At 63.5% G+C, this 21312-nt stretch carries 23 protein-coding genes; 18 read left to right on the plus strand and 5 right to left on the minus strand.

Going from position 1 to position 21312, the window contains the following annotated elements:
- Positions 1 to 23: 23 nt before the first annotated feature.
- On the plus strand, positions 24 to 1151 hold the full coding sequence (locus tag AADV58_RS07005; RefSeq protein ID WP_341744410.1) for a response regulator: 1128 nt from the start codon (positions 24 to 26) through the stop codon (positions 1149 to 1151).
- On the opposite strand, the gene miaA is transcribed toward AADV58_RS07005, so the two are convergent.
- Positions 1141 to 2076: a tRNA (adenosine(37)-N6)-dimethylallyltransferase MiaA gene (miaA, locus tag AADV58_RS07010; RefSeq protein WP_298398885.1), complete on the minus strand. Its 936-nt coding sequence runs from the start codon at positions 2074 to 2076 to the stop codon at positions 1141 to 1143. The two genes, AADV58_RS07005 and miaA, sit on opposite strands and share 11 nt — an antisense overlap.
- Between miaA and AADV58_RS07015 the strand changes: the two genes are divergently transcribed.
- The gene (locus AADV58_RS07015; RefSeq protein ID WP_341744411.1) at positions 2075 to 2932 is read left to right on the plus strand and encodes a D-alanyl-D-alanine carboxypeptidase family protein; all 858 of its coding nucleotides are present in this window, start codon (positions 2075 to 2077) and stop codon (positions 2930 to 2932) included. The genes miaA and AADV58_RS07015 overlap by 2 nt on opposite strands.
- A 12-nt stretch (positions 2933 to 2944) precedes the next feature.
- On the opposite strand, the gene AADV58_RS07020 is transcribed toward AADV58_RS07015, so the two are convergent.
- Together AADV58_RS07020 and mutL are read right to left on the minus strand one after the other, a co-directional pair.
- Positions 2945 to 5623, minus strand: coding sequence for a bifunctional diguanylate cyclase/phosphodiesterase (locus AADV58_RS07020; RefSeq protein WP_341744412.1), 2679 nt, complete (start codon positions 5621 to 5623; stop codon positions 2945 to 2947).
- Between the two features lie 27 nt (positions 5624 to 5650).
- Complete coding sequence (gene mutL / locus AADV58_RS07025; protein WP_028996045.1) at positions 5651 to 7474, minus strand: DNA mismatch repair endonuclease MutL; 1824 nt, start codon at positions 7472 to 7474, stop codon at positions 5651 to 5653.
- A gap of 44 nt (positions 7475 to 7518) precedes the next feature.
- On the opposite strand from mutL, the gene AADV58_RS07030 reads away from it, so the two are divergent.
- The 6 genes from AADV58_RS07030 (at position 7519) to AADV58_RS07055 (ending at position 12758) form a co-directional block, all read left to right on the plus strand.
- A complete protein-coding gene (locus tag AADV58_RS07030; protein WP_341744413.1) occupies positions 7519 to 8241 on the plus strand; it encodes a hypothetical protein in 723 nt (240 codons plus the stop codon).
- Between the two features lie 2 nt (positions 8242 to 8243).
- Complete coding sequence (gene purN / locus AADV58_RS07035) at positions 8244 to 8891, plus strand: phosphoribosylglycinamide formyltransferase (RefSeq protein WP_341744414.1); 648 nt, start codon at positions 8244 to 8246, stop codon at positions 8889 to 8891.
- A 5-nt stretch (positions 8892 to 8896) separates the two neighbouring features.
- Positions 8897 to 9901: a DUF3108 domain-containing protein gene (locus AADV58_RS07040; RefSeq protein WP_341744415.1), complete on the plus strand. Its 1005-nt coding sequence runs from the start codon at positions 8897 to 8899 to the stop codon at positions 9899 to 9901.
- Complete coding sequence (locus tag AADV58_RS07045) at positions 9898 to 11163, plus strand: RsmB/NOP family class I SAM-dependent RNA methyltransferase (RefSeq protein ID WP_341744416.1); 1266 nt, start codon at positions 9898 to 9900, stop codon at positions 11161 to 11163. The genes AADV58_RS07040 and AADV58_RS07045 overlap by 4 nt, the downstream gene beginning before the upstream one ends.
- On the plus strand, positions 11156 to 12421 hold the full coding sequence (locus AADV58_RS07050) for a mechanosensitive ion channel family protein (protein ID WP_341744417.1): 1266 nt from the start codon (positions 11156 to 11158) through the stop codon (positions 12419 to 12421). Before AADV58_RS07045 ends, AADV58_RS07050 begins: the two co-directional genes overlap by 8 nt.
- A 106-nt stretch (positions 12422 to 12527) precedes the next feature.
- Positions 12528 to 12758: a hypothetical protein gene (locus tag AADV58_RS07055; protein ID WP_043421686.1), complete on the plus strand. Its 231-nt coding sequence runs from the start codon at positions 12528 to 12530 to the stop codon at positions 12756 to 12758.
- Here the strand turns inward: AADV58_RS07055 and AADV58_RS07060 are convergent.
- Positions 12745 to 13521 (minus strand): ParA family protein, encoded by a 777-nt coding sequence (locus tag AADV58_RS07060; RefSeq protein ID WP_028996039.1) that lies wholly within the window; start codon positions 13519 to 13521, stop codon positions 12745 to 12747. The two genes, AADV58_RS07055 and AADV58_RS07060, sit on opposite strands and share 14 nt — an antisense overlap.
- A 138-nt stretch (positions 13522 to 13659) precedes the next feature.
- Between AADV58_RS07060 and AADV58_RS07065 the strand changes: the two genes are divergently transcribed.
- Genes AADV58_RS07065 through AADV58_RS07090 form a run of 6 tightly spaced genes read left to right on the plus strand, consistent with a single transcriptional unit; the run spans position 13660 to position 18058 of the window.
- The gene (locus AADV58_RS07065) at positions 13660 to 14832 is read left to right on the plus strand and encodes an aspartate aminotransferase family protein (protein WP_281981782.1); all 1173 of its coding nucleotides are present in this window, start codon (positions 13660 to 13662) and stop codon (positions 14830 to 14832) included.
- Positions 14833 to 14836: 4 nt separating this feature from the next.
- Entirely contained in the window at positions 14837 to 15757 is a 921-nt protein-coding gene (gene argF / locus AADV58_RS07070) for an ornithine carbamoyltransferase (protein ID WP_341744418.1), read from the plus strand.
- Positions 15758 to 15789: 32 nt separating this feature from the next.
- The gene (locus tag AADV58_RS07075; protein WP_341744419.1) at positions 15790 to 17022 is read left to right on the plus strand and encodes an argininosuccinate synthase; all 1233 of its coding nucleotides are present in this window, start codon (positions 15790 to 15792) and stop codon (positions 17020 to 17022) included.
- Between the two features lie 3 nt (positions 17023 to 17025).
- A complete protein-coding gene (locus tag AADV58_RS07080; protein ID WP_028996035.1) occupies positions 17026 to 17247 on the plus strand; it encodes a DUF2788 domain-containing protein in 222 nt (73 codons plus the stop codon).
- Complete coding sequence (locus tag AADV58_RS07085; RefSeq protein ID WP_028996034.1) at positions 17247 to 17558, plus strand: pyrimidine/purine nucleoside phosphorylase; 312 nt, start codon at positions 17247 to 17249, stop codon at positions 17556 to 17558. Before AADV58_RS07080 ends, AADV58_RS07085 begins: the two co-directional genes overlap by 1 nt.
- 5 nt (positions 17559 to 17563) lie before the next feature.
- Positions 17564 to 18058 carry a YajQ family cyclic di-GMP-binding protein gene (locus tag AADV58_RS07090; protein WP_028996033.1) on the plus strand — a complete coding sequence of 165 codons (495 nt, stop codon included), beginning with the start codon at positions 17564 to 17566 and terminating at the stop codon, positions 18056 to 18058.
- Between the two features lie 48 nt (positions 18059 to 18106).
- Here AADV58_RS07090 and AADV58_RS07095 read toward each other — a convergent pair whose 3' ends face one another.
- Positions 18107 to 18820, minus strand: a complete 714-nt coding sequence (locus AADV58_RS07095; RefSeq protein ID WP_341744420.1) for a type 1 glutamine amidotransferase — start codon at positions 18818 to 18820, stop codon at positions 18107 to 18109.
- Here AADV58_RS07095 and AADV58_RS07100 point away from each other — a divergent pair.
- The 4 genes from AADV58_RS07100 to AADV58_RS07115 are packed head-to-tail and all read left to right on the plus strand — an operon-like array spanning position 18804 to position 21299.
- The gene (locus AADV58_RS07100; protein WP_341744421.1) at positions 18804 to 19478 is read left to right on the plus strand and encodes a retropepsin-like aspartic protease; all 675 of its coding nucleotides are present in this window, start codon (positions 18804 to 18806) and stop codon (positions 19476 to 19478) included. The two genes, AADV58_RS07095 and AADV58_RS07100, sit on opposite strands and share 17 nt — an antisense overlap.
- Positions 19479 to 19488: 10 nt before the next feature.
- Positions 19489 to 19743, plus strand: coding sequence for a hypothetical protein (locus AADV58_RS07105; protein ID WP_028996030.1), 255 nt, complete (start codon positions 19489 to 19491; stop codon positions 19741 to 19743).
- Complete coding sequence (locus AADV58_RS07110; RefSeq protein ID WP_043421682.1) at positions 19740 to 20330, plus strand: CoA pyrophosphatase; 591 nt, start codon at positions 19740 to 19742, stop codon at positions 20328 to 20330. The genes AADV58_RS07105 and AADV58_RS07110 overlap by 4 nt, the downstream gene beginning before the upstream one ends.
- 45 nt (positions 20331 to 20375) lie before the next feature.
- Positions 20376 to 21299 (plus strand): CobD/CbiB family protein, encoded by a 924-nt coding sequence (locus AADV58_RS07115; RefSeq protein WP_341744422.1) that lies wholly within the window; start codon positions 20376 to 20378, stop codon positions 21297 to 21299.
- The last annotated feature ends 13 nt before the right edge of the window (positions 21300 to 21312 follow it).

Consider the following 21312-nt stretch of genomic DNA (forward strand, 5'->3'; position numbering starts at 1 on the left):
ACCGGGATACGGGGAGAAAATAAATGGACAATAAACTCAAGGTGTTCATCGTCGACGACGATCCGATTCTGCTGGAGGTGCTCGGCGCCGTGCTTGAGGCGGATTTCGACCGGGAATTCTTCGGCTCGGGCGAGGATTGCCTGGCGCGGATTGCCGAGTGCAAGCCGGATATCGTCATCCTCGACCTGACCCTGCCGGGCATCAGCGGTTTCGAGGTCTGCCAGCGTCTGAAGGAGGATTGGGATACGCAGGACATTCCCATCCTGTTCGTTTCTTCCAGCGACGATATCGACACGCGCCTGCAATGCTACGAAGCCGGCGGAGAAGATTTCATTACCAAGCCCTTCGACCCGGACGAGCTCCTGCGCAAGGTCAAGGTGGCGGCACGCATCCTCGGCGAGAAACGCAACCTGCACGAGCAGGCCGGTTATGCGCAGCGCACGGCGATGTCGGCGATGGTCAGCATGGGCGAACTGGGTGTCGTCCTGCAGTTCCTGAGCAAGTCCTTCTCCTGCGGCAGTTCGGAAGAACTGGCGGCGGCCTTGATCGACAGCATGCGCCAGTATGAACTGAATGCCGCCGTCCAGCTGCGCATGGACGACCGGGCCCGGTCGTACAGCGAGAACGGTTGCGATCTGCCGCTGGAAGTTTCGGTGCTCAACCATGTCCGGCATTCCGGGCGGATTTTCCAGTTCAAGACGCGCTGCGTGTTCAATTACGGGCACGTCACCTTGCTGGTCAACAACATGCCGCTGGACGATCCGGACCGCTGCGGTCGTATCCGCGACAACGGTGCCTTGCTGGCTGAAGGCGCCGACGCCCGGATGCGTGCGATCGAGGCCGAGGAACTGGCGCGCCACCGGCGGGCCGGCATCGAGGCAGCCTTGCCGCGGGTGCAGTCAACGCTCGATTCGGTGCAGGCCAGCTACCGCCGCAATTCGATGGAACTCACCGAGATCATGATCGAATTCCAGGAAGCCCTGGGCCGTTCGATGATGTCGCTGGGACTCACCGAGAGCCAGGAGGAGTCGATGACCACGCTGGCGGCGGATTACATGCAGCGCATGGTCGCCAGCCAGGATGCCAGCCTGCAGACCATCGGCCAGTTGCAGGAACTGGCGCAAAGCCTGGAGCAGGTGCTCAGGCGTTGAGGAAACGGGCGACGCGCTGGCTGACGCGTTCGCTTAATCCGGCGTCGATGCAGTCGAAAGTCTCGGCGGCAAAGGAATTGCCCAGCCAGGTAATCTGGCGCTTGGCCAGTTGCCGGGTGGCGAAGACGCCGCGGTCGCGCATTTCCTGGCGCGGAATCAGGCCGTCCTGGGCCTCCCAGACCTGACGGTAACCGACGCAGCGCATCGCCGGCAGTTCGGGGGTGAGCCGGTATTTCTGCCGCAGCATCGCCACTTCTTCGTCCAGGCCGGCGAGCAGCATTTCGTCGAAGCGGCGGGCGATGCGTTCGTGCAGCACGGCGCGGTCCGACGGTAGCAAGGCCAGTTGCAGGAAATTCCAGTCCGGTTTCTGTTGTTCGCTCTCGGCCAGCACCGCGGACATCGGCCGGCCGCCTGCCAGACAGACCTCCAGCGCCCGCTGGATCCGCTGGCTGTCGTTGGGCGGCAGCCGGGCAGCCGTCGCCGGGTCGAGTTCGGCCAGGCGGGCGTGCATCGCCGGCCAGCCCAGGCGGGCGGCGTCGGCGTCGATGGTGGCGCGCAGGGCATCGTCGGCCTGCGGCAGCTCGGCCAGTCCGTGCAGCAGGGCGCGGAAATAGAGCATGGTGCCGCCGACCAGCACGGGGATGCGTCCGGCGGCGCGGATTTCGTTCATCGCCGCCAGTGCCTCGGCGCGGAAGCGGGCCGCCGAATAACGCTGTTCCGGCGTGATCAGGTCGATCAGGCGGTGCGGATAGCGGGCCAGTGTTTCCCGGTCGGGCTTGGCGGTACCGATATCCATGTCGATGAAGACCTGGGCCGAATCGACGCTGATCAGACCGACCGGCAAACGGTCGGCCAGCGCCATGGCGGCAGCGGTCTTGCCCGAAGCAGTCGGACCCATGATGAGGATGGCTGGCGGTAATTTCATGGCGGGCAATGCTAGCACGGGGGGCTATAATCCGCTGACCATGACCGTCATTCTCAGTCGTCGTCGCCTGCTCTCCGCCGGCTTGCTCGCGCCGGCCGCCGGCCTGCTGCCGTCGTTTGCCGGGGCGGCCGGTGAGCGCATACCGGGCTTGAGTGCCCGTCATGCCTTCGTCGGCAGCCTGGATGAAACCCTGCTGGCGATCGATGCCGACCGCCCGGTGCAGATTGCCTCGATCAGCAAGCTGATTTCCGCCTGGGTCGTGTTGAGCGCCGAACTGCCCCTGAACGAGACGATACGCATCGAGCAGGCGGATGCGGTGAGCTCGGAACATACCCGCTCCAGCCTCCCGGTCGGCTCGCGCTGGCGCCGCGAGCAGTTGCTTGAATGGCTGGTAGTGGCCTCGGACAACCGCGCAGCGGCGGCGCTGGCGCGGACTTTTCCCGGCGGCTGGGAAGAGTTCCGTTACGCGATGCGGGCGTTGATGACGCAGATGCAGTTGTTCAGCTTCGATTTTGGCGACGCCGCCGGGTTGTCGCCGGTCAATCAGGCCAGCGCCCGGGATCTGGGCGTGCTGCTGGCGACCCTGGCACAGATTCCCTATTTCCAGGCGTTGTCGCGCAAGACGGCGGTCGGCGGCAAGCTCAACGTGAATCGCTTCGCCCATGACCGCTCGGTCTCGCTGCTTGCCGGCAAGACCGGGTTTACCTCGCTGGCCGGCTTCTGCCTGGCCGAAGCCGAGCAGTTCGACGGCCGGGTGGTCGCCATGGTCGTGCTCAACGCCAGCGACCGTGAAGCCCGGGCGCGCGATATGAACCGCCTGCGCAGTTTCGCTCGGGAAAACCTGGCTAAAGCCTGAATCGGTGTCGGTTTACCGGCGCATGGTGCGCAACATGGCTTCGGCGCTGGCCGCGTCGGCAGGCCGGCCGAAATGGTAGCCCTGCATCAGGTCGCAGCCCAGTTCCAGAAGAAAGTCACGCTGTATTGCCTGCTCGACGCCTTCAGCAATGACTTCCTTCTGCAGGCTGGCGGCGATGGCGATGATGGCGCGGACGATGGCGATATCGTCCGCATCGTCCGGCAGATCGCGGACGAAGGATTGGTCGATCTTGATCCGGTCGAAAGGCAGGCGCTTGAGGTAACCGAGACTGGAGTAACCGGTGCCGAAGTCATCGACCGACAGCTTGATGCCGATCGCCTGCAGTTCCTGGAGGACATCGATGATCCGGTCGGTGTCGTGGATGAACGCGCTCTCGGTGATTTCCAGCTCCAGCCAGCGCGCATCGAGACCGGTTTCGGTGAGGATGGCGCCGACCCGTTGCGCCAGGTCGGGCTGACGTAACTGCACGGCTGACAGATTCACCGCCATCACCACCGGTGGTAATCCCATGTCCTGCCAGCGACGGTTCTGCTGACAGGCTTCGCGCAGCACGCGCTCGCCGATCTGGGAGATCAGGCAGCTTTCCTCGGCCACCGGGATGAAGCGTGTCGGCGGGATGATGCCGAGTTCGGGATGTTGCCAGCGGACCAGGGCTTCGAAGCCGACCAGGCGTTGTTTCCTGGCGTCGGTCTGGGGCTGGTAGTGGACAAAGATCTCGTCGCTGTCGAGTGCCCGGCGCAGATTGTTTTCGAGCGTGACGCGTTCCGAAATGCGCAGGTTCATTTCCTGCGTGAAGAAGCGATAGGTATTTCCGCCGCTTGCCTTGGCCTGATACATCGCCGTATCGGCGTTCTTCAGCAGGCTGCCGATGTCCTTGCCGTCCTGTGGATACAGGCTGATGCCGATGCTGGCGCCGACGCGCAATTCGTGGCCGCTGACGAAGAAGGTCTGGCCGAGGACGTTGATCAGGCGCTGGGCGATGCTTGCCAGTCGGGCCGGCGCACCATGGTGACGGATCAGGATGGCAAATTCGTCGCCGCCCTGGCGACTGATCGTATCGCGTTCGTCGAGACTGGCGCTGAGCCGCTGGGCAACCTGCAGCAGCAACTGGTCGCCGATGTCGTGGCCAAGGGTGTCGTTGATGTTCTTGAAATGGTCGAGGTCGAGGAAGATCAGTGCCAGTTCGGCCTGATCGCCGAGCGTTTCGGCCAGGGCGCTGGCCATGTGCTCGGCCAGCAGGAAGCGGTTGGGCAGATCGGTGAGTAGGTCGTGTTCGGCCAGATGGCGGATGCGTTGCTGGTCTTTGTGTAGTTGCGTGATGTCGCGAGCGACGCCGGCCACCCCGGCGAGTACGCCGCGATCGTCGAAGACCGGTGTGGCGATGTATTCATAATGGCGCTGGCCGCCCCGCTCGGTTGACTGGCTGCCGGTCTGTTTTTGTTGACATTGTTGCGACAGTGCCTCGCTGGAGAGTGTCGTCAGGGCCTCGGCGAGAGTCGGCGGGAGCACGGCTTCGGCGGGTTGCCCGAGAATGGCTTCGACCGGTTTGCCAGACAGTTCGGCGTAGGCGTCGTTGACCGCAATCAGCAAGCCCTGGCGGTCGCTCAGCCAGGCCGGGTCGGGCAGGCTGTCGAGCAGGGCGCGGGTGCGGCGGAAGGTGGTTTCGTAGGCCCGGGTCATGCCCTGGGCGATTTCCCGGGCGCGGTCGTAGGTGCGTAGCCAGACGATGATCCAGCCGGCCAGGACAAGGGCGAGCAGGCCGGTGCTCAGCGTCGCCCAGAAGGCTTGCTGGCGCCAGTTGCTGAGGAAGTGCTCCGGCGTGTGGCCGACGACCACGTAGAAGGGCAAGTCGCCCACCTGGCGGACGACGTAGAGGCGTTCGATGCCGTCGAGTGCCGAATGGGTAGTGAAATTGGTGTAGCTGCCTTGCTGCCGGATCAGTTCGGCGATTTTCGGATGGCTGACCGTCTGACCGATCTTGTCCGTTGCGGCCGGGTAGCGGGCAATGAGTTGCTCCTGGGCATTCACCAGGGCGATGCTCTGGCCGTCACCCAGGTTCAGGCTGGCGAAGAAATCCTGGAAGTGTTCGGCGCGAATCGCCGCCTGGATCAGGCCGGCGAAGTTTCCCTGCGGGTCGTCAATGCGGCGGCTGAGGGTGATGACCCAGTTGTGCGTGATGCGGGCGAACAGGGGTTCTGAAATGACCAGTGCGCCCGACTTGTCGTCGCGGTTGCGCTGGAAATAGGCGCGGTCGGCAATGCGTGCTGTCGCCGCTTTTCCAGCCGCGTCGAAGATGAAGCGGCCATTCTTGTCGGCAACGCGCAGGCTTTGCGATTCATCGTCAATCAGCCGCAAATAGCGGGCCAGGGTGGCGTTGATATCGACCTGATACTTGTCGCGCAGCGGCGAGAGATAGACCTTGCTGCCGAGCAGGATGGTGTCGATCTTGGCGATCGTGTTGCGGGCGTGGTCGTCGAGAACGTGCGCAAGATTCTCCAGGTTGCGCAGGGCGAAGCTGCTTTCGCGCTCGTGAGCGATGATCAGGCCGATTGCCAGCAGGCTGGCATAGGTGATGAACGCCAGCGTTCCCAGTCCGAGCAGGGCATAGCGGCGCCAATTGTCCTGCTGCGGCGAAACCAGTTGCTGGAATCGCGAAATAAGAGACTTCATCGAGGCTCCGGGCGTGATGAACCCGGATTATCGACCGCGAAGAAACAATTTGTCGAGTTCGTCAAGCGATAGCGCGGTCCACGTCGGCCGGCCGTGGTTGCACTGGCCGGCGCGTTCGGTCTCTTCCATCTGGCGCAGCAGGGCATTCATCTCCGGAATCGTCAGCTGACGGCGGGCGCGTACCGCACCGTGGCAGGCCATGGTTGCCAGCAGTTCGTTGCGGCGGGCGGTGGCCAGCTGGGTGATGCCGTGTTCGCGCAGATCGGCGATCAGCGAGCGCGCCAGCGCTGCCGGATCACCCGACTGGAGCAGGGCCGGCACGGCGCGCACGCCGAGTTGGCCGGGACCGAGCGGGGCGATCTGGAAACCGAGGTCGGCCAGCGCGTCGGCGTGCTCCTCGACCGCCGCAACGTCGACCGGATCGGCCGAAAAGACCGCCGGGATGAGCAGGTTCTGGGTCGCCACCTGGCGGCTGTCGAAGGCGGTCTTGAGCTTTTCGTAGAGGATGCGCTCGTGCGCCGCGTGCATGTCGACGACGATCAGCCCGCCCGCGTTCTGCGCCAGGATGTAGATGCCGTGCAGTTGCGCCAGGGCGTAGCCGAGCGGCGGCCCGTCACGGTCGACCGGCACCTCCGGACGGAATTGCGGCGCATCGGCTGCGCCCATGCTGGTCGTTACTGGGCGTTGGGCGGCCTGGGCGAAAGCCAAGTAAGCCGTGGCGGCGGGTTCGGCAACACCGAGGCTGCCCTGATGGCGCAGTGGCGGCGGGAAAGTGGGGGCCGTGGAGGCTGGGGATGTCCACGGCTTTTTCTCCGCGAAAACCGTGGTTTGTTCCCTGTTTTCATTGACCGGCGCCGGTTCGGTAGCCTGGATCGGCGTCGCCAAGGTGCGCTGTATGGCGTGATAAACGAACTGATGCACGGCGCGCGAGTCGCGGAAGCGGACTTCGGTCTTGGCCGGATGGACGTTGACGTCGACCAGCCCGGGGTCGATCTCGAGGAACAGGCAGACGGCCGGCTGGCGGGCACCGTGGAGGACATCACGGTAGGCCTCGCGCAGCGCGTGGCCGATGATCTTGTCGCGCACGAAGCGGCCGTTGACGAAGACGTTCTGGCCGTCCTTGGCCTCGCTGGCGCGGGTCGGGTCGATGGCGAAGCCGGTCAGCGAAATCGGACCGGCGGCAGCGTCGACCGTACGTGATGCCGTGACAAAATCGTCGCCGACCACTTCGGCGATGCGCCGGGCGCGGTCGGCCGGCGCCAGCTGGAACAGGCTGCGGCCGTTGTGCGTCAGGCTGATGGCGACATCGGGCCGGGTCAGCGCCAGGCGGCGGACGGCGTCGGCGCAGTGGGCGAACTCGGTGCTCTCCGACTTGAGGAATTTGCGCCGCGCCGGGGTGTTGTAATAGAGGTCGCGCATCTCGACCACGGTGCCGGCCATCAGCGCCGCCGGTTCGGGTTCTGCGCCATTTTCGCCGCGCAGCTTCCAGGCGTGCGCCGCGCCGCGTTCGCGGCTGGTGATGGCGAGCCGGGCGACGGCGGCGACCGAGGCCAGTGCCTCGCCGCGAAAGCCGAAGCTGGCGACGCGTTCGAGGTCGTCGAGGCTGGCGATCTTCGAGGTGGCATGCCGGGTCAGCGCCAGCGCCAGCTCGTCCCTGGCAATCCCGCAGCCGTCGTCGGTGATGCGGATCAGCTTGACGCCGCCTTCCTCCAGGTGCACCTGGATCGCCGTGCTGCCGGCGTCGAGGCTGTTTTCGAGAAGCTCCTTCAATACGGAGGCGGGTCTTTCAACGACCTCGCCGGCGGCAATCTGGCTGATCAGGAGGTCGGGGAGGCGGGCGATGGTCGGCATGCCCGGATTATAATGCGGCCTCCTTCATTCCCCGGAACGTTCGCATGAGACGTTTGAGCCTTGGCGCGAATCTCCTTGCCGGCCTTTTGCTGGCGGGTTTTTTGGGTGCCTGCTCAACCCGCATGGGCAGTGACGGTCGTACCGAAACCCGGGTTGATGCCCGGTATCTGCTGAAAACCGAGGTTGATCGCATTGCCGATACGACGCGGCGCGAGATTGTCGATGGTTTGCTGCTGATTGCCGACAAGCTCTACAAGCGCAACCCGCGCGAGTGGCGCCAGGCCGGACTGCCCAGCCGGGAGGCTGCCGTCGATCGGCTGCGGCGGCGACTCCATCATGACTGGCCTGAACTCCTTGGTCAGCGCGAGCGCTTTGCCGCGCAGCTGGCGTTTTCCGAAGGCTTTTCCGGTGATCGTGTGGCGGCGCTGGTGTTCGGCCTGCTGACCATGGTCGATGCTGCCTTCGAGCACAAGAACGACTTCTACGTCCTAGACAGCCTGAACGAAACCAAGTTATACAATGCGGCGCGCAATATGGAAGTCGCCATCTGGAAGCTCGGCCAGGACCGGCGTGCCGGCGGCGAGCTTTTCCTGCTGTCCAATGAACTTGATCCGGCCAATCGCAATCTCTCGTTCGAACGGGAGTTCGGTCGTGTCATCGGCTTGCTTGACCTGATTGCCCAGGTTGTTGCCGACCGTAACGGCCGCACCTTGTCGCGGATGACGCAATCCGTGGCCACGGCCATCTTTCTTCCTGTAGGTTTCTGAACATGAAAAACATCGTCATCCTGATTTCCGGCCGGGGCAGCAACATGGAGGCACTGATCGCCGAGCGCGATGCGGGGCGTCTCCCCGTCAATATTGCCGCCGTGATCAGCAACCGCGCGGATGCCAAGGGACTGGAAACGGCCGCCGCTGCCGGAATCGCGACGCGTTGCCTGGATCACAAGGCCTTCGCCGGCCGTGAGGCCTTCGACGCTGCGCTCGCTGCCTGCATTGACGAATTTTCCCCGGACCTGGTCGTTCTCGCCGGCTTCATGCGCATTCTGACGCCGGATTTCGTCCGCCACTATGCGGGCCGTCTGCTCAATATCCATCCTTCCTTGCTGCCGTCCTTCCCCGGTTTGCACACGCACCAGCGGGCACTGGACGAAGGGGTGCGCATTCATGGCTGCACCGTGCATTTCGTCACCGCTGAACTCGATCATGGCCCGGTGGTCGTTCAGGCGGCAGTTGCCGTGCTTGATGACGACGACGAGGCGAGCCTGGCGGCTCGTGTCCTGCGTCAGGAGCATCGCGTTTATCCGCAGGCCGTGCGCTGGTTTGCCGAAGGCCGGTTGACTCTGATTGACGGGCGCGTCCGGGTTGCCGGCGAGGTGTTCGAACAGGACGCGTTACTGGCGCCAGCCCTGCGCTGAACCCGATGCGGAAGCTGTTCATCGCAGCCTTGCTGCTTTCCTTGCTGGTCCATGCCTTCGCCTTGTTCGGCATCGACTACGGGATGTTCGGGGAGCCGCCGGAGAGCGTCCCCCTGAAGGCCGAGTTGCGAGCCTTGCCGCCGTTGCCGGTTCCCGAACCATCGCCACCCCCCCGGCCGAAGCCGCCGGTCGAGCCAATCCCCGCGCCTGCGCCGGTGCCGCCGGTTGATACCGCTGCTGGCTTGGCAGCGATGCCAGCCCGGGATGATGCCGCGGCGAACGATGCTTTGGCGACTGCCGTGGCAGACGAGGCGGTCAGTCCGCCTCGGCCGCCTGCCGTTGAGCCGGTCTTGTCGGGTAGCGGCCGACTGGCCTTTGTGGTGGTCAAGGAGTCTCTTGGCATGCAGATCGGGCGGGCCCTGCATCAATGGGATTTTCCGGGTGATGGCAGTTATCGCCTGAGCAGCATGATCGAGACCAGCGGCCTGGTCGCCTTGCTCAAGCCCTTGCGCCAGGAGCATGAAAGCTTCGGTCGGCTGGTGGCGCATGGCCTGCAGCCGGAGGGCTTCCGCATTCTGCGCAATGGCAAGCCGCGCGGAGATAACGCCGATTTCGACTGGGCGACCGGAGAGGTGAGGCTGGAGCGCGACGGCAGTGTGCTCAAGATTGCGCCGGGTACGCAGGATCTGTTGTCGCTGATTTATCAACTGGCTTATCTCCGGTCGCCGGAAAATGGATCGACGATAGGTGTGGTTGCCGGTCGTAGCTACGAGCGCTACCAACTGGATTCGCTTGGCGAGGAAGAGATCGAGACGCCGGCCGGCCGTTTTCGTACCTTGCACCTGCGCGCTGCGGGTGAAACACTGACCGAAATCTGGATTGCGCTGGATCGGCAGCGTCTGCCGGTTAAAATCCGCTTTACCGATAAAAAAGGTGACAGTTACACCCAGCTTGCCACCACGCTAGATATTTCCGGCACCGGGCCGGAAATGCCGTCAGGAAAACCATGAAAGTCCGCTTCACGCCCGCCCTCTTTGCCCACGCCGAAACCCTGCTGGGGCAATTGCTGAATTTCGATCATCCGGCCGATGCCGTGGTCTCGCGTTATTTCCGTGAGCATCGCCAGTTGGGGCATGCCGATCGCGGTTTCGTTGCCGAAACGGTGTTCGCGGTCCTGCGCCGGGGGCGCAGCATCGAAGCGCGTTGTGCCGACAATCTGTCCGACCGCCGGCGTCTGCTGGTTGCCTTGCTGGTCGTGCGTGGCTGGAATCTGCGCGAACTGGCCCCGGTGCTGAAAGCCGGCGAGGAAGCTTGGCTCTCCAGTGTGGCGGCGTTCGACGAGTCGGCCTTGTCGCCGGCGGTGCGCTGCGACCTGCCGGACTGGCTGTACGAGCGCTTGCTGACGAGTTTTACTGCGGACGCAATCCCGGTCCTGGCAGAAGCGCTGAACCGACCGGCGCCGCTGGACTTACGGGTCAATACCCTGAAAACCGACCGTCAGGCCCTGCTCGCGCAACTGGCCGAAGCCGGCATTGCCGCCCAGCCCGGCGCCTGGTCGCCGCTGGCCGTCCGCCTGCGCGACAAGCCGGCGCTGGCCAAGCATCCCTTGTTCCTGGGCGGGGCTTTCGAGGTGCAGGACGAAGGCAGTCAGTTGCTGGGGCTGCTGGTCGAAGCCAAACGCGGCGAGATGGTCGTCGATTTCTGCGCTGGCGCCGGCGGCAAGACGCTGCTGCTCGGTGCGCAGATGCGCAATACCGGCCGCCTTTACGCGCTCGACGTTTCCGAGCGCCGCCTGAGCAAGCTCAAGCCGCGTCTGGCGCGTTCGGGCTTGTCCAATGTCCATCCGGTGCGCATCGAGCACGAGCGTGACCAGAAGGTGAAACGCATGGCCGGCAAGGTTGATCGCGTGCTGGTCGATGCGCCGTGTTCAGGGCTGGGCACGCTGCGGCGCAACCCCGACCTGAAATGGCGCCAGGACGCGGCGTCGATTGCCGAACTGACCGCCAAACAGACCAACATCCTGGCCGCGGCAGCGACTCTGCTACGCCCGGGCGGACGGCTGGTCTATGCCACCTGCAGCCTGCTGGCCGAGGAAAACGAGCGCATCGTCGACGCCTTCCTGGCCGCCCATCCGGCGTTCCGCCTGGTGCCGGCCGAACAGGTGCTGGCCCGCCAGGGCGTGGCCGTGAGCGGCGACATGCTGCATCTGCTGCCGCATCTTCACGATACGGACGGCTTCTTCGCCGCCGTATTGGAGAAGCAGAATGGATGAGTCGACGCGTCAGGCGCTGAGCCTGATCGGCAAATTACTTGCGGACTTCGGCGATCCGCTGTTCGTCTGGCAGTTGGTCGCGCTGGGCAGCTGCCTGGTGCTGGCCTGGGGGGGCGCCCACTGGTGGCAACGGACGCATCGTGAAGATGCCGGCGGACGCTTCCGTCAGCTCGGCGGACGCCTGGCTTTCCCTGTGTCGGGGATGGTGCTGACCGGGGCGACCCAGATGGCGCTCAAATCCTTCATGCCGGTAACCGTGCTGCAAGTGGCGATGCCCTTGCTGGCGTCGATGGCGCTGGTTCGCAGTGTCGTCTATGTGCTGCGCCAGGCCTTTCCCGGGGCCAGTTGGCTGACTTCCTGGGAAAAGCTGATCGCCACGCTGGTCTGGGGCTGGCTGGCGCTGTACATCACCGATCTGGCACCGTTCGTGATCGAGGCGATGACCCAGGTCGGTTTCAGCATCGGCAAGCAGCAACTGAACCTGTGGCTGATTTTCAGCGGTCTGGTGACCATTTTCCTGACCGTGGTCTTTGCGCTGTGGATCTCCGGCGTCATCGAGGCCCGCCTGATGGGCATGCGCTCGCTCGACGGCAATCTGCGTATCGTCGGCGTCCGGGTTGCCCGGGCCGTGCTGACGGTGCTGGCCGTGCTGGTCAGCCTGTCGATGGTCGGCATCGACATGACTGCCCTGTCGGTGTTTACCGGGGCGCTTGGTGTCGGTCTCGGTTTCGGCTTGCAGAAGATCGCCAGCAATTACGTGTCCGGTTTCATCATCCTGCTCGAGCGTTCGATCCGCATCGGCAACATCGTCCAGATTGGCGCCGACAGCGGGGTCGTCAGCCAGATCACCACACGCTATACCGTCATCCGTAATCCGGGCGGCATCGAATTCATCGTGCCCAATGAAATGCTGATCGGCACGGTGGTCCAGAACCAGACCTATTCCGACAACAGTCTGCGTCTGAGTACGACGGTCGGTGTGGCTTACGACAGCGATCTCGATCTGGCGATGCGCCTGTTGGTCGAGTCGGCCCGGCGTCAGCCGCGGGTGCTGCCCGACCCGCCGCCGCGGGTGCTGCTCACCCAGTTTGCCGACAGCAGCATCAATCTTGAACTGGGTTTCTGGGTGGCCGATCCGGAAAACGGCAAGATGAACGTCGTTTCGGACATCAATCTGGCCATCTGGCAGGCCTTCCGCGAGCATGGTGTGCAGATTCCCTTCCCGCAGCGCGAGGTCAGGTTGCTGGCGGATCGCTGAACAACAAATTTTTACCACATTGTGGCGACACAGGCAGGTGAATTCGTTGTGTTTCTCGAAACGACTGCATATACTCCTCATACAGCTTTGATCTGTTGAGGTTTTTATGCTCGCTGGGACGATAAGCAAGTACCTTTTCCGGATACGGACGCGTAATGGCGTTATCGTTGAGCATCTCTCTTTCTACGGTCGGGATGAGGAAGAGGCTCGCCGCAAGGTCGCGCAGATCTACAACTACTGCGAAATTCTGGAGTGCAAGCACCATCAGGTCAGCATGAACGGCCGCCTGGGGTCGATCAACTACGAAGACGTGGTCGATCTGATCAGCGCGTCGTGACTGGCAGGCTGCCGCGTTCCAGCAGTTCGTTGAACAGTTTCCGGTAATCGTGGGCGCCCGTGCTGCTGGCGTTGTGCCGGAACACGTCCTGATTCAGTGAGGGGCTTTCGGCCACCGTCACATTCTCGGAAATCACCGTATCGATGACTTCGTCGCCATAGCGTTCGCGCAGGCGGTTGCGTACGTCCTCGCTCATCCGGCGGCGGCGGTCGAAGCGTGTCAGCAGGTAGTAACGCGGGACACGGCGCTTCATCACCGGTTCCAGAACCTGCAGCGTTCGCGTGATGTGGTCGGCGGCCTGTAGCGACAGGTAATCGGTGGATACCGGGATGACCAGACAGTCGCAGGCGAAAATCGCGTTCAGCGCCAGCACGCCGATGTAGGGACAGCAGTCGATCAGGCAATGCCGTTCCGGATTGGCTTCCTCGAGGACGTCCAGGCCATGGCGCAACTTGTTGAGAATGGCCGGTCCTTTACCGAAGATCGAATCGACCTTGATCAGTTGCTGGTGAGCGGGGATCAGGCGGCCGATATGCTCCCACTCAACCTCGAGTTCCTGCAGGGTGCGCAAATCCTGGAAAAAGGCGAACAGGCTCTGTCCGGCATCGAGTGGCGCCTGGCCGTGGATGCTCGACAGGTGACCCTGAGGATCGAGGTCGATCAACAGCGGCGGGTTGCCCGAGCGGTTCAGGGCTGCGCCGAGATTGAGCGTGGTGGTCGTCTTTCCGACGCCGCCTTTCTGGTTGAATATGGCGATTCGCATGGTTTGGCCGTTCTATACAAGGCGCTATTTTTCACTTAACATTCAGCTTTCTGCAACTCTTTCCGGATTTATTTGCCGGTACGGGTTGTGATCGTTCCGGCGGCGGTAGCCGCCGTTTTCGTTTTATGGGGTTGCCTCATGTCGCATGTCATGAATACCTACGCCCGCTTGCCGGTGGCTTTCAGCCATGGCGCCGGCAGCCGGATCACGGATACCGAGGGGCGGGAATACCTGGATGCCTTGTCCGGCATCGCCGTCAATACCCTGGGTCACGCCCATCCCAAGCTGGTCGCTGCGATCGCGGCGCAGGCCGGGCGGATGCTGCACACCTCGAATCTCTACGGGGTGACCGGCCAGGAACAACTGGCTGACAAGCTGTGCGCGCTGTCGGGCATGGACGAAGTCTTCTTCGCCAATTCCGGTTGTGAAGCCAACGAAGCAGCGATCAAGCTGGCACGCTACTACGGTCACAAGAAGGGCATCGAACTGCCGACCATCATCGTCATGGAAAAGGCCTTCCACGGCCGCACCATGGCGACCCTGTCGGCGACCGGCAACCGCAAGGTGCAGGCCGGTTTCGAGCCGCTGGTCGCCGGCTTCATCCGCGTCCCTTACGGCGATCTCGAGGCGGTCCGCGCCGTCGCCGAACACCACAACAACATCGTCGCCGTGATGCTGGAAATCATTCAGGGCGAGGGCGGCATTCATCTGTGCGATGCGGCCTACTATCAAGGCGTGCGCCAGCTGTGCGACGCCCACGAGTGGCTGATGATCTGCGACGAAGTCCAGTGCGGCATGGCGCGCACCGGCAAATGGTTCGGTTACCAGCAGGTCGGCGTCCAGCCGGATGTGGCGACGCTGGCCAAGGGGCTGGGTTCCGGCGTACCGATCGGTGCCTGCATGACCGGCGGGCGGGCCACCGGCCTGTTCGGGCCGGGCAACCATGGTTCGACCTTCGGCGGCAACCCGCTCGCCTGCACGGCAGCGCTGACCACCATCGCATGTATCGAGGAAGAAGGCCTGCTCGACAACGCCGCCCGGATCGGTGCGCTGATCCGTCAGGGTTTTGCCGAGGGGCTGGCCGGGGTCGCCGGTCTGGTCGATATCCGCGGCCACGGCCTGATGATCGGTATCGAACTCGATCGCCCTTGCGGCGATCTGGTCAAGCGGGGCCTGGCTGCCGGCCTGCTGATCAACGTCACCGGCGACACCGTGATCCGCCTGCTGCCGCCGCTCAACTTCAGCGAGGCTGACGCCCGCGAGCTGGTCGAGCGGATGCTGCCGCTGATCAAGGCCTTCCTGGCGGAGTGAGGCAATGACGATCAAGCATTTCCTGCAGTTCAAGGATTTCAGCCGTGACGAACACCAGTACGTGTTCGAGCGCACGCGCTGGATCAAGGACCAGTTCAAGTCCTACCAGAAGTACTGGCCGCTCAGCGACCGTACGCTGGTGATGATTTTCGAGAAGGCCAGCACGCGCACCCGCCTGTCGTTCGAGGCCGGCATGCACCAGCTCGGCGGTTCGGCAATCTACCTGAACACCCGCGATTCCCAGCTGGGGCGCGGCGAGCCGGTCGAGGATGCAGCCCAGGTCATCTCGCGCATGAGCGACATCGTGATGATCCGCACCTTCGAGCAGGACATCATCGAGCGCTTCGCTGCCAACTCGCGCGTGCCGGTGATCAACGGCCTGACCAACGAATACCACCCCTGCCAGATCCTCGCCGACATCTTCACCTACATCGAGCATCGCGGCTCCATCCAGGGCAAGACCGTGGCCTGGGTCGGTGACGCCAACAACATGTGCAATACCTGGCTGCAGGCCGCCGACGTCCTCGACTTCAAGGTGCATGTGTCGACGCCGCCCGGCTACGAACTGAATCCGGCCCTGATCGCCGGCGTCGATCCGACGCGCTACGCGGTCTTTGCCGACCCGATGGACGCCTGTCGCGGTGCCGACCTGGTCACCACCGACGTGTGGACCTCGATGGGCTTCGAAGCCGAAAACGAGGAACGCATGAAAGCCTTCGCCGATTGGTGTGTCGACGCCGAGATGATGGCGGTGGCTGATCCTAAGGCCGTGTTCATGCACTGCCTGCCGGCGCATCGCGGCGAGGAAGTGACGGCGGACGTCATCGACGGTCCGCAATCGGTGGTCTGGGACGAGGCGGAAAACCGCCTGCACGTTCAGAAGGCCCTCATGGAATACCTGCTGCTCGGCCGCCTCAAGGTCTGATCGGCATTGTCAAAACGCAACTGGAAAAGCAAATGAGCGACGTCAAGAAAGTGGTTCTCGCCTACTCGGGCGGTCTGGATACCTCGGTCATCCTCAAGTGGCTGCAGGACACCTATCAATGCGAAGTGGTGACCTTCACCGCCGACCTCGGCCAGGGCGAAGAGCTCGAGCCGGCGCGCGCCAAGGCGCTGAAGTTCGGCATCAAGCCGGAAAACATCTTCATCGACGACCTGCGTGAGGAGTTCGTCCGTGACTTCGTCTTCCCGATGTTCCGTGCCAACACCGTCTATGAAGGCGAATACCTGCTCGGCACCTCGATCGCCCGTCCGCTGATCGCCAAGCGCCTGATCGAGATCACCAACCTGACCGGTGCCGACGCCATTTCGCACGGCGCCACCGGCAAGGGCAACGACCAGGTCCGCTTCGAACTCGGCGCCTACGCGCTGAAGCCGGGCGTCAAGGTCATCGCCCCGTGGCGCGAATGGGACCTGCTGTCGCGCGAGAAGCTGCTCGCCTACGCCGAGCAGCACGGCATCCCGGTCGAGATGAAGCACAAGCAGGGCGGTTCGCCGTACTCAATGGACGCCAACCTGCTGCACATCTCCTACGAAGGCCGCCATCTCGAAGATCCGGCCGCCGAGGCCGAGGAATCCATGTGGCGCTGGACGGTGTCGCCGGAAGCGGCACCCGATGCGGCCGAATACCTCGACATCGAATACGAGCAGGGCGACATCGTTGCGCTGAACGGCGAGCGCCTGAGCCCGGCCCAGGTGCTGACCAAGCTCAACCAGCTCGGCGGCAAGCACGGCATCGGTCGCCTCGACCTGGTCGAGAACCGCTACGTCGGCATGAAGTCGCGCGGCTGCTACGAAACCCCGGGCGGCACGATCATGCTGCGCGCCCACCGCGCCATCGAGTCGGTCACCCTCGATCGCGAAGTCGCCCACCTCAAGGACGACCTGATGCCGCGCTACGCCAGCCTGGTGTACAACGGCTACTGGTGGAGCCCGGAGCGCGTCGCGCTGCAGACCCTGATCGACCACACCCAGCAGAACGTCAACGGCTTCGTCCGCGTCAAGCTGTACAAGGGCAACGTGATCGTCGTCGGCCGCGATTCCAAGACCGATTCGCTGTTCGACTCGACCATCGCCACCTTCGAGGACGACGCCGGTGCCTACGACCAGAAGGATGCCGGCGGCTTCATCAAGCTCAATGCGCTGCGCATGCGCATTGCCGCCAATCTCAAGGCACGCAAGGGCGGTTGATCGGTGGAAGGTACTGTATTCGGCTTCAACGAGGAGCAGATCGCCGACTTTTTCTCGACCTGGGGCGTCGGCGCCTTCATCCTGTTCATGCTGTTCATCATCGGCGAAATCGCCTGGAAGTCGAAAGCCGGCAAGACCGGGACCTTCGTCCTGTTCTTCGTGCTGGCTTTCGGCATGGTCGGTTTCATCGCCAAATCCATCATTGAAAAACTCTGGGGTATCTGATGTCTCAATTCGACAACGTTTCCGTGGTCAAGGCTGCCAACGTCTATTTCGACGGCAAGTGCGTCAGCCACACCGTCATCCTCGCCGATGGCACCAAGAAGACCGTCGGCGTGATCCTGCCGTCGTCGCTGACCTTCAACACCGGCGCGCCGGAAGTCATGGAAGGCGTCGGCGGTTCCTGCCGCGTCAAGCTCAAGGGCGAGAGCGAGTGGAAGACCTACGGCGCCGGTGAGTCGTTCAACGTGCCGGGCAATTCCAGCTTCGAGATCGCCTGCGACGCGCCTTACCACTACGTCTGCCATTTCGAGTAATCGCCATGCCGAGCTTTGACTTCACCTCCGAAGCGGACATGGTGGCGTTGAAGAATGCCGTCGACGTCACCTCGCGCCAGATCGATAACCGCTACGACTTCAAGGGCACCTCGGCCAAGGTCGAGTTGAACGAGAAGGACAAGCTGATCACCTTGTGGGGCGACTCCGACTTTCAGCTCGACCAGATCAAGGACCTGCTTTTCCCGGCACTGGAAAAGAAGGAAAAGGACAGCGTCAAGCGGCTCGATGCGCAGAAGGTGCAGAGCGTTTCCGGCAACAAGGCCAAGCAGGAACTGAAGATCCGCGATGGCATCGACAGCGAGCTGGCCAAGAAGATCGTCAAGCTGATCAAGGACGCCAAGCTCAAGGCACAAGCCTCGATCCAGGGCGACGCGGTGCGGGTGTCGGGCAAGAAGATCGACGAACTGCGCGAAGCGATTGCGCTTGTCCGCTCGAAAATCACCGATTTCCCGATCAAGGACGGCAACTACCGCGATTGATCGCCGGCAAACCGGTCAGGAAAGGCGGCTGCGGCCGCCTTTTTCCATTCAGTGGCGCAGGCCCTTGATCCAGACCGAGTAGAGCTGTTCCGACAACTGGCGCATCACTGGCAACTGGGCGGCAATGCCGGCCTGCATTTCGGCCGGTGTCTGGGCGCTGGGCTGGTCGGCCACCGACAGGGCTTCGTCGGCCCATTGCTCGCACCAGGTGGAGATCATTTCCGGCGTCATCTCGACGTGGCACTGCATGCCCAGATGCGGACCGAGCACGTACATCTGGTTGGTGCAGTAGGCATTGCCGAACAGCCGGGTGGCGCCGGGCGGGATGCTGAAGGTTTCGCCGTGCCACTGGAACACCGTGCCCGTCCGGCCGGCCAGTTCGCCCAGCCAGTGGCGGGCGCTTGCGTCGTCCTGCGCGTCGGCCGTGCCCCAGCCGATTTCCTTGACCGGGTTCCGGGTCACCTGACCGCCGAGGGCCTTGCTGATCAGCTGGCCGCCCAGACAGTGACCGATCACCGGGATGTCGCGGGCGACCGCGTCGCGGATCAGCGCGCAGACCAGGGCGATCCAGGGCAGTGGGTCGTTCACGCTCATCGGCCCGCCCATGAAGCACAGGCCGGCGTAATCTTCGGCGCTGACGGGGACGGTTTCACCCTCGTCGATGGCGATCAATGTCCATGGAATCCCTTGCTGCTCAAGGAATATGGCAAAATAGCCCGGACCTTCGGTAGGGGAGTGACGAAAGATGGCGACCGGTTTCATGGCTGTGCTGCGCTTGGCGGGAAAGGGCGTTCATTTTACGCTCGCCGCGTTTTGTCTGTTGCTGTCCTCCGCGCTGGCCGCGCAGGAAGTCGGGCTGGCCGGCATCATCGGCAGCAAGGCGCTGCTCAAGATCAACGGCGGGGCGCCGCGCGCGGTTCCGGTCGGGGCGACGGTCGATGGCGTCAAGGTCGTTTCGGTCCAGGGTGACCAGGTGGTGGTCGAGATCAACGGTCGCAAGCGTCCGCTGAAGGTCGGGCAGAACGCAGTCGGCGTGGCGGCCAGCAGTGATTCCGACCGTCTGGTACTGCAGGCCGACGGGCAGGGGCATTTCTTCACGACCGGGACGATCAACGGCGTGTCGGTGCGTTTCCTGGTCGATACCGGGGCCAGCATGATTTCCCTGGGTGCCAGCGATGCGCGGCGCATGGGGCTGGATTTCAACCGTGGCCAGAAGGGCATTTCGCAGACCGCGAACGGCCAGGTCGTGGTCAGCAAGATACAACTTGATAACGTGCGGATCGGCGGCATGACACTGCATCAGGTCGATGCGGTGATCCACCAGACCGATCTGCCGATTGCGCTGCTGGGAATGAGTGTGCTCAACCGCATGGAGATGCAGCGTGACGGCAGCACGATGACGCTGAAAAGGCGCTTTTAGGAGAGAGAATATGCCGCAAAAAGATCAGGAAATCGCGCTCTTGCGTACCGAACTGGAAATGCTGATGCGCGAGCGCCAGTCGCTGTTGCGCGTGGTCGGCGCCAGCGCTGCGCTGATCGCCTCGCTCGACAGCAAGCGCCTGCCGGTCGGCGCCGTCGAGGCGGCCGACGTGGTGGCGACGGCGATCAACGGACTGCCGGAAGAAACGCTGCAGGATGCACTGAACGCCGTGCATGCGGAAATCGAGGAAGGACCGGTGGCTTGACCGAAGACGAACTGGTCCGTTTGCGCCGCAGCCTGCTGCCGGCGCCGGCAGCAGGGGAGGCAGTGATCGAGGATGGTGCTCGCAGCAGCGAGCTGACGCCGGCCGCCGTCCTGTTTCCCATCGTCCGGCGCGAACCGGGTTTCACTGTGCTGCTGACCCAGCGCACCGCGCACCTGCGCGATCATGCCGGGCAGGTGAGTTTTCCCGGCGGCCGGGTCGAGGCCGAGGACGCTTCGCCGCTGGAGACGGCCTTGCGCGAGACCGAGGAGGAAATCGGGCTGGCGCGCCGCCACGTCGATATCCTCGGTTACCTGCCGGAATATCGTACCGGTACCGGTTTTTGCGTGGTGCCCGTGGTCGGGCTGGTGACGCCGCCGTTCTCGTTGGCCCTCGATCCTTTCGAAGTGGCCGAGGTTTTCGAGGTGCCGCTGGCCTTCCTGCTCGATGAGGCCAATCACCAGCGCCATTCGGTTCATCTGCGTGGCGCTTTACGTCATTATTATGCAATGCCCTACGGCGATCATTTCATCTGGGGAGCGACGGCTGGCATGATCCGCTCGCTGACCGAAAGGCTTGTGGTATCTTGATGCCTTGGCCTGGAACAAACCGCTGCGCAGGGTAATACACCGCCCATGAGTCTTTTTTCGTTGATCGCCGTCTTCCTGATCGAGCAATTCAAGCCGCTGGACTATCGGCGCATCGTCGCCGAGCCGCTGGGCTTGTGGGCCGGCTTCGTCGAGTCGAAGTTCAATGCCGGCAGCCGCCACCATGGCGTGGCCGCCTGGTTGATCGCCGTTCTCCTGCCGGTGGTGCTGGTCGGCCTGCTCTACGTCCTGCTGTATTCGCTGAACCCGCTGCTCGGCTGGCTGCTCAACGTCGGCGTCCTTTACCTGACCATGGGTTTTCGTCAGTTCAGCCACCATTACACGGAAATCCAGCTGGCGCTGCGTCTCGGCGACCTGGAACGGGCGCGTCAGTTGCTCGCCGATTGGCAGGGCATCGCCACCCAGGGCCTGAGTGCCCGCGATGTGTCCCGGCTGTCCATCGAGGGCGCGCTCGGCGCCTCGCATCGCCACGTCTTTGCCGTGCTGCTGTGGTTCATCCTGCTGCCCGGTCCTTGTGGCGCCTTGCTCTACCGTCTGGCGCTGATCGTGCGCGACCGTTGGACAGCCGATGCCCCGACGGCGCATAATGAATTTCCGATATTCTCCCGCCAGGCTTTCGGTATCATCGACTGGCTGCCTTTACGGACTACGGCTGCGGCATTTGCCGTCGTCGGCGATTTCGAGGATGCGGTGCACTGCTGGCGAACCCAGCCGGCGCTGTGGCCGGACCGCGATCTCGGGATCGTGCTGGCCAGCGGTGCTGGCGCCCTGGGCGTGCAACTGGGCGGTTCGGTGATCGAAGAGGGCGAGGTCTCCGACCGCGCCGAACTCGGGATCGGCGATCCGGCCGATGTGGATTTCATGCAAAGTGCCGTCGGCTTGGTCTGGCGCGCCACTGTGCTATGGATGTTGTTGCTCTTTTTGTTGGGGCTTGCCAGTCTGGCGGGCTGAAAATAATTTTTAA

This window comes from Azonexus hydrophilus, from assembly GCF_038368255.1.
GTDB classification, from domain to species: domain Bacteria; phylum Pseudomonadota; class Gammaproteobacteria; order Burkholderiales; family Rhodocyclaceae; genus Azonexus; species Azonexus hydrophilus.

Bases quoted from the DNA above. Each gene is read 5' to 3' on its own strand.
- AADV58_RS07005 (WP_341744410.1), top strand. From the start codon at position 24: ATGGACAATAAACTCAAGGTGTTCATCGTCGACGACGATCCGATTCTG.
- AADV58_RS07015 (WP_341744411.1), top strand. From the start codon at position 2,075: ATGGCGGGCAATGCTAGCACGGGGGGCTATAATCCGCTGACCATGACC.
- miaA (WP_298398885.1), bottom strand. From the start codon at position 2,076: ATGAAATTACCGCCAGCCATCCTCATCATGGGTCCGACTGCTTCGGGC.
- AADV58_RS07020 (WP_341744412.1), bottom strand. From the start codon at position 5,623: ATGAAGTCTCTTATTTCGCGATTCCAGCAACTGGTTTCGCCGCAGCAG.
- mutL (WP_028996045.1), bottom strand. From the start codon at position 7,474: ATGCCGACCATCGCCCGCCTCCCCGACCTCCTGATCAGCCAGATTGCC.
- AADV58_RS07030 (WP_341744413.1), top strand. From the start codon at position 7,519: ATGAGACGTTTGAGCCTTGGCGCGAATCTCCTTGCCGGCCTTTTGCTG.
- purN (WP_341744414.1), top strand. From the start codon at position 8,244: ATGAAAAACATCGTCATCCTGATTTCCGGCCGGGGCAGCAACATGGAG.
- AADV58_RS07040 (WP_341744415.1), top strand. From the start codon at position 8,897: ATGCGGAAGCTGTTCATCGCAGCCTTGCTGCTTTCCTTGCTGGTCCAT.
- AADV58_RS07045 (WP_341744416.1), top strand. From the start codon at position 9,898: ATGAAAGTCCGCTTCACGCCCGCCCTCTTTGCCCACGCCGAAACCCTG.
- AADV58_RS07050 (WP_341744417.1), top strand. From the start codon at position 11,156: ATGGATGAGTCGACGCGTCAGGCGCTGAGCCTGATCGGCAAATTACTT.
- AADV58_RS07055 (WP_043421686.1), top strand. From the start codon at position 12,528: ATGCTCGCTGGGACGATAAGCAAGTACCTTTTCCGGATACGGACGCGT.
- AADV58_RS07060 (WP_028996039.1), bottom strand. From the start codon at position 13,521: ATGCGAATCGCCATATTCAACCAGAAAGGCGGCGTCGGAAAGACGACC.
- AADV58_RS07065 (WP_281981782.1), top strand. From the start codon at position 13,660: ATGTCGCATGTCATGAATACCTACGCCCGCTTGCCGGTGGCTTTCAGC.
- argF (WP_341744418.1), top strand. From the start codon at position 14,837: ATGACGATCAAGCATTTCCTGCAGTTCAAGGATTTCAGCCGTGACGAA.
- AADV58_RS07075 (WP_341744419.1), top strand. From the start codon at position 15,790: ATGAGCGACGTCAAGAAAGTGGTTCTCGCCTACTCGGGCGGTCTGGAT.
- AADV58_RS07085 (WP_028996034.1), top strand. From the start codon at position 17,247: ATGTCTCAATTCGACAACGTTTCCGTGGTCAAGGCTGCCAACGTCTAT.
- AADV58_RS07090 (WP_028996033.1), top strand. From the start codon at position 17,564: ATGCCGAGCTTTGACTTCACCTCCGAAGCGGACATGGTGGCGTTGAAG.
- AADV58_RS07100 (WP_341744421.1), top strand. From the start codon at position 18,804: ATGGCGACCGGTTTCATGGCTGTGCTGCGCTTGGCGGGAAAGGGCGTT.
- AADV58_RS07095 (WP_341744420.1), bottom strand. From the start codon at position 18,820: ATGAAACCGGTCGCCATCTTTCGTCACTCCCCTACCGAAGGTCCGGGC.
- AADV58_RS07105 (WP_028996030.1), top strand. From the start codon at position 19,489: ATGCCGCAAAAAGATCAGGAAATCGCGCTCTTGCGTACCGAACTGGAA.
- AADV58_RS07115 (WP_341744422.1), top strand. From the start codon at position 20,376: ATGAGTCTTTTTTCGTTGATCGCCGTCTTCCTGATCGAGCAATTCAAG.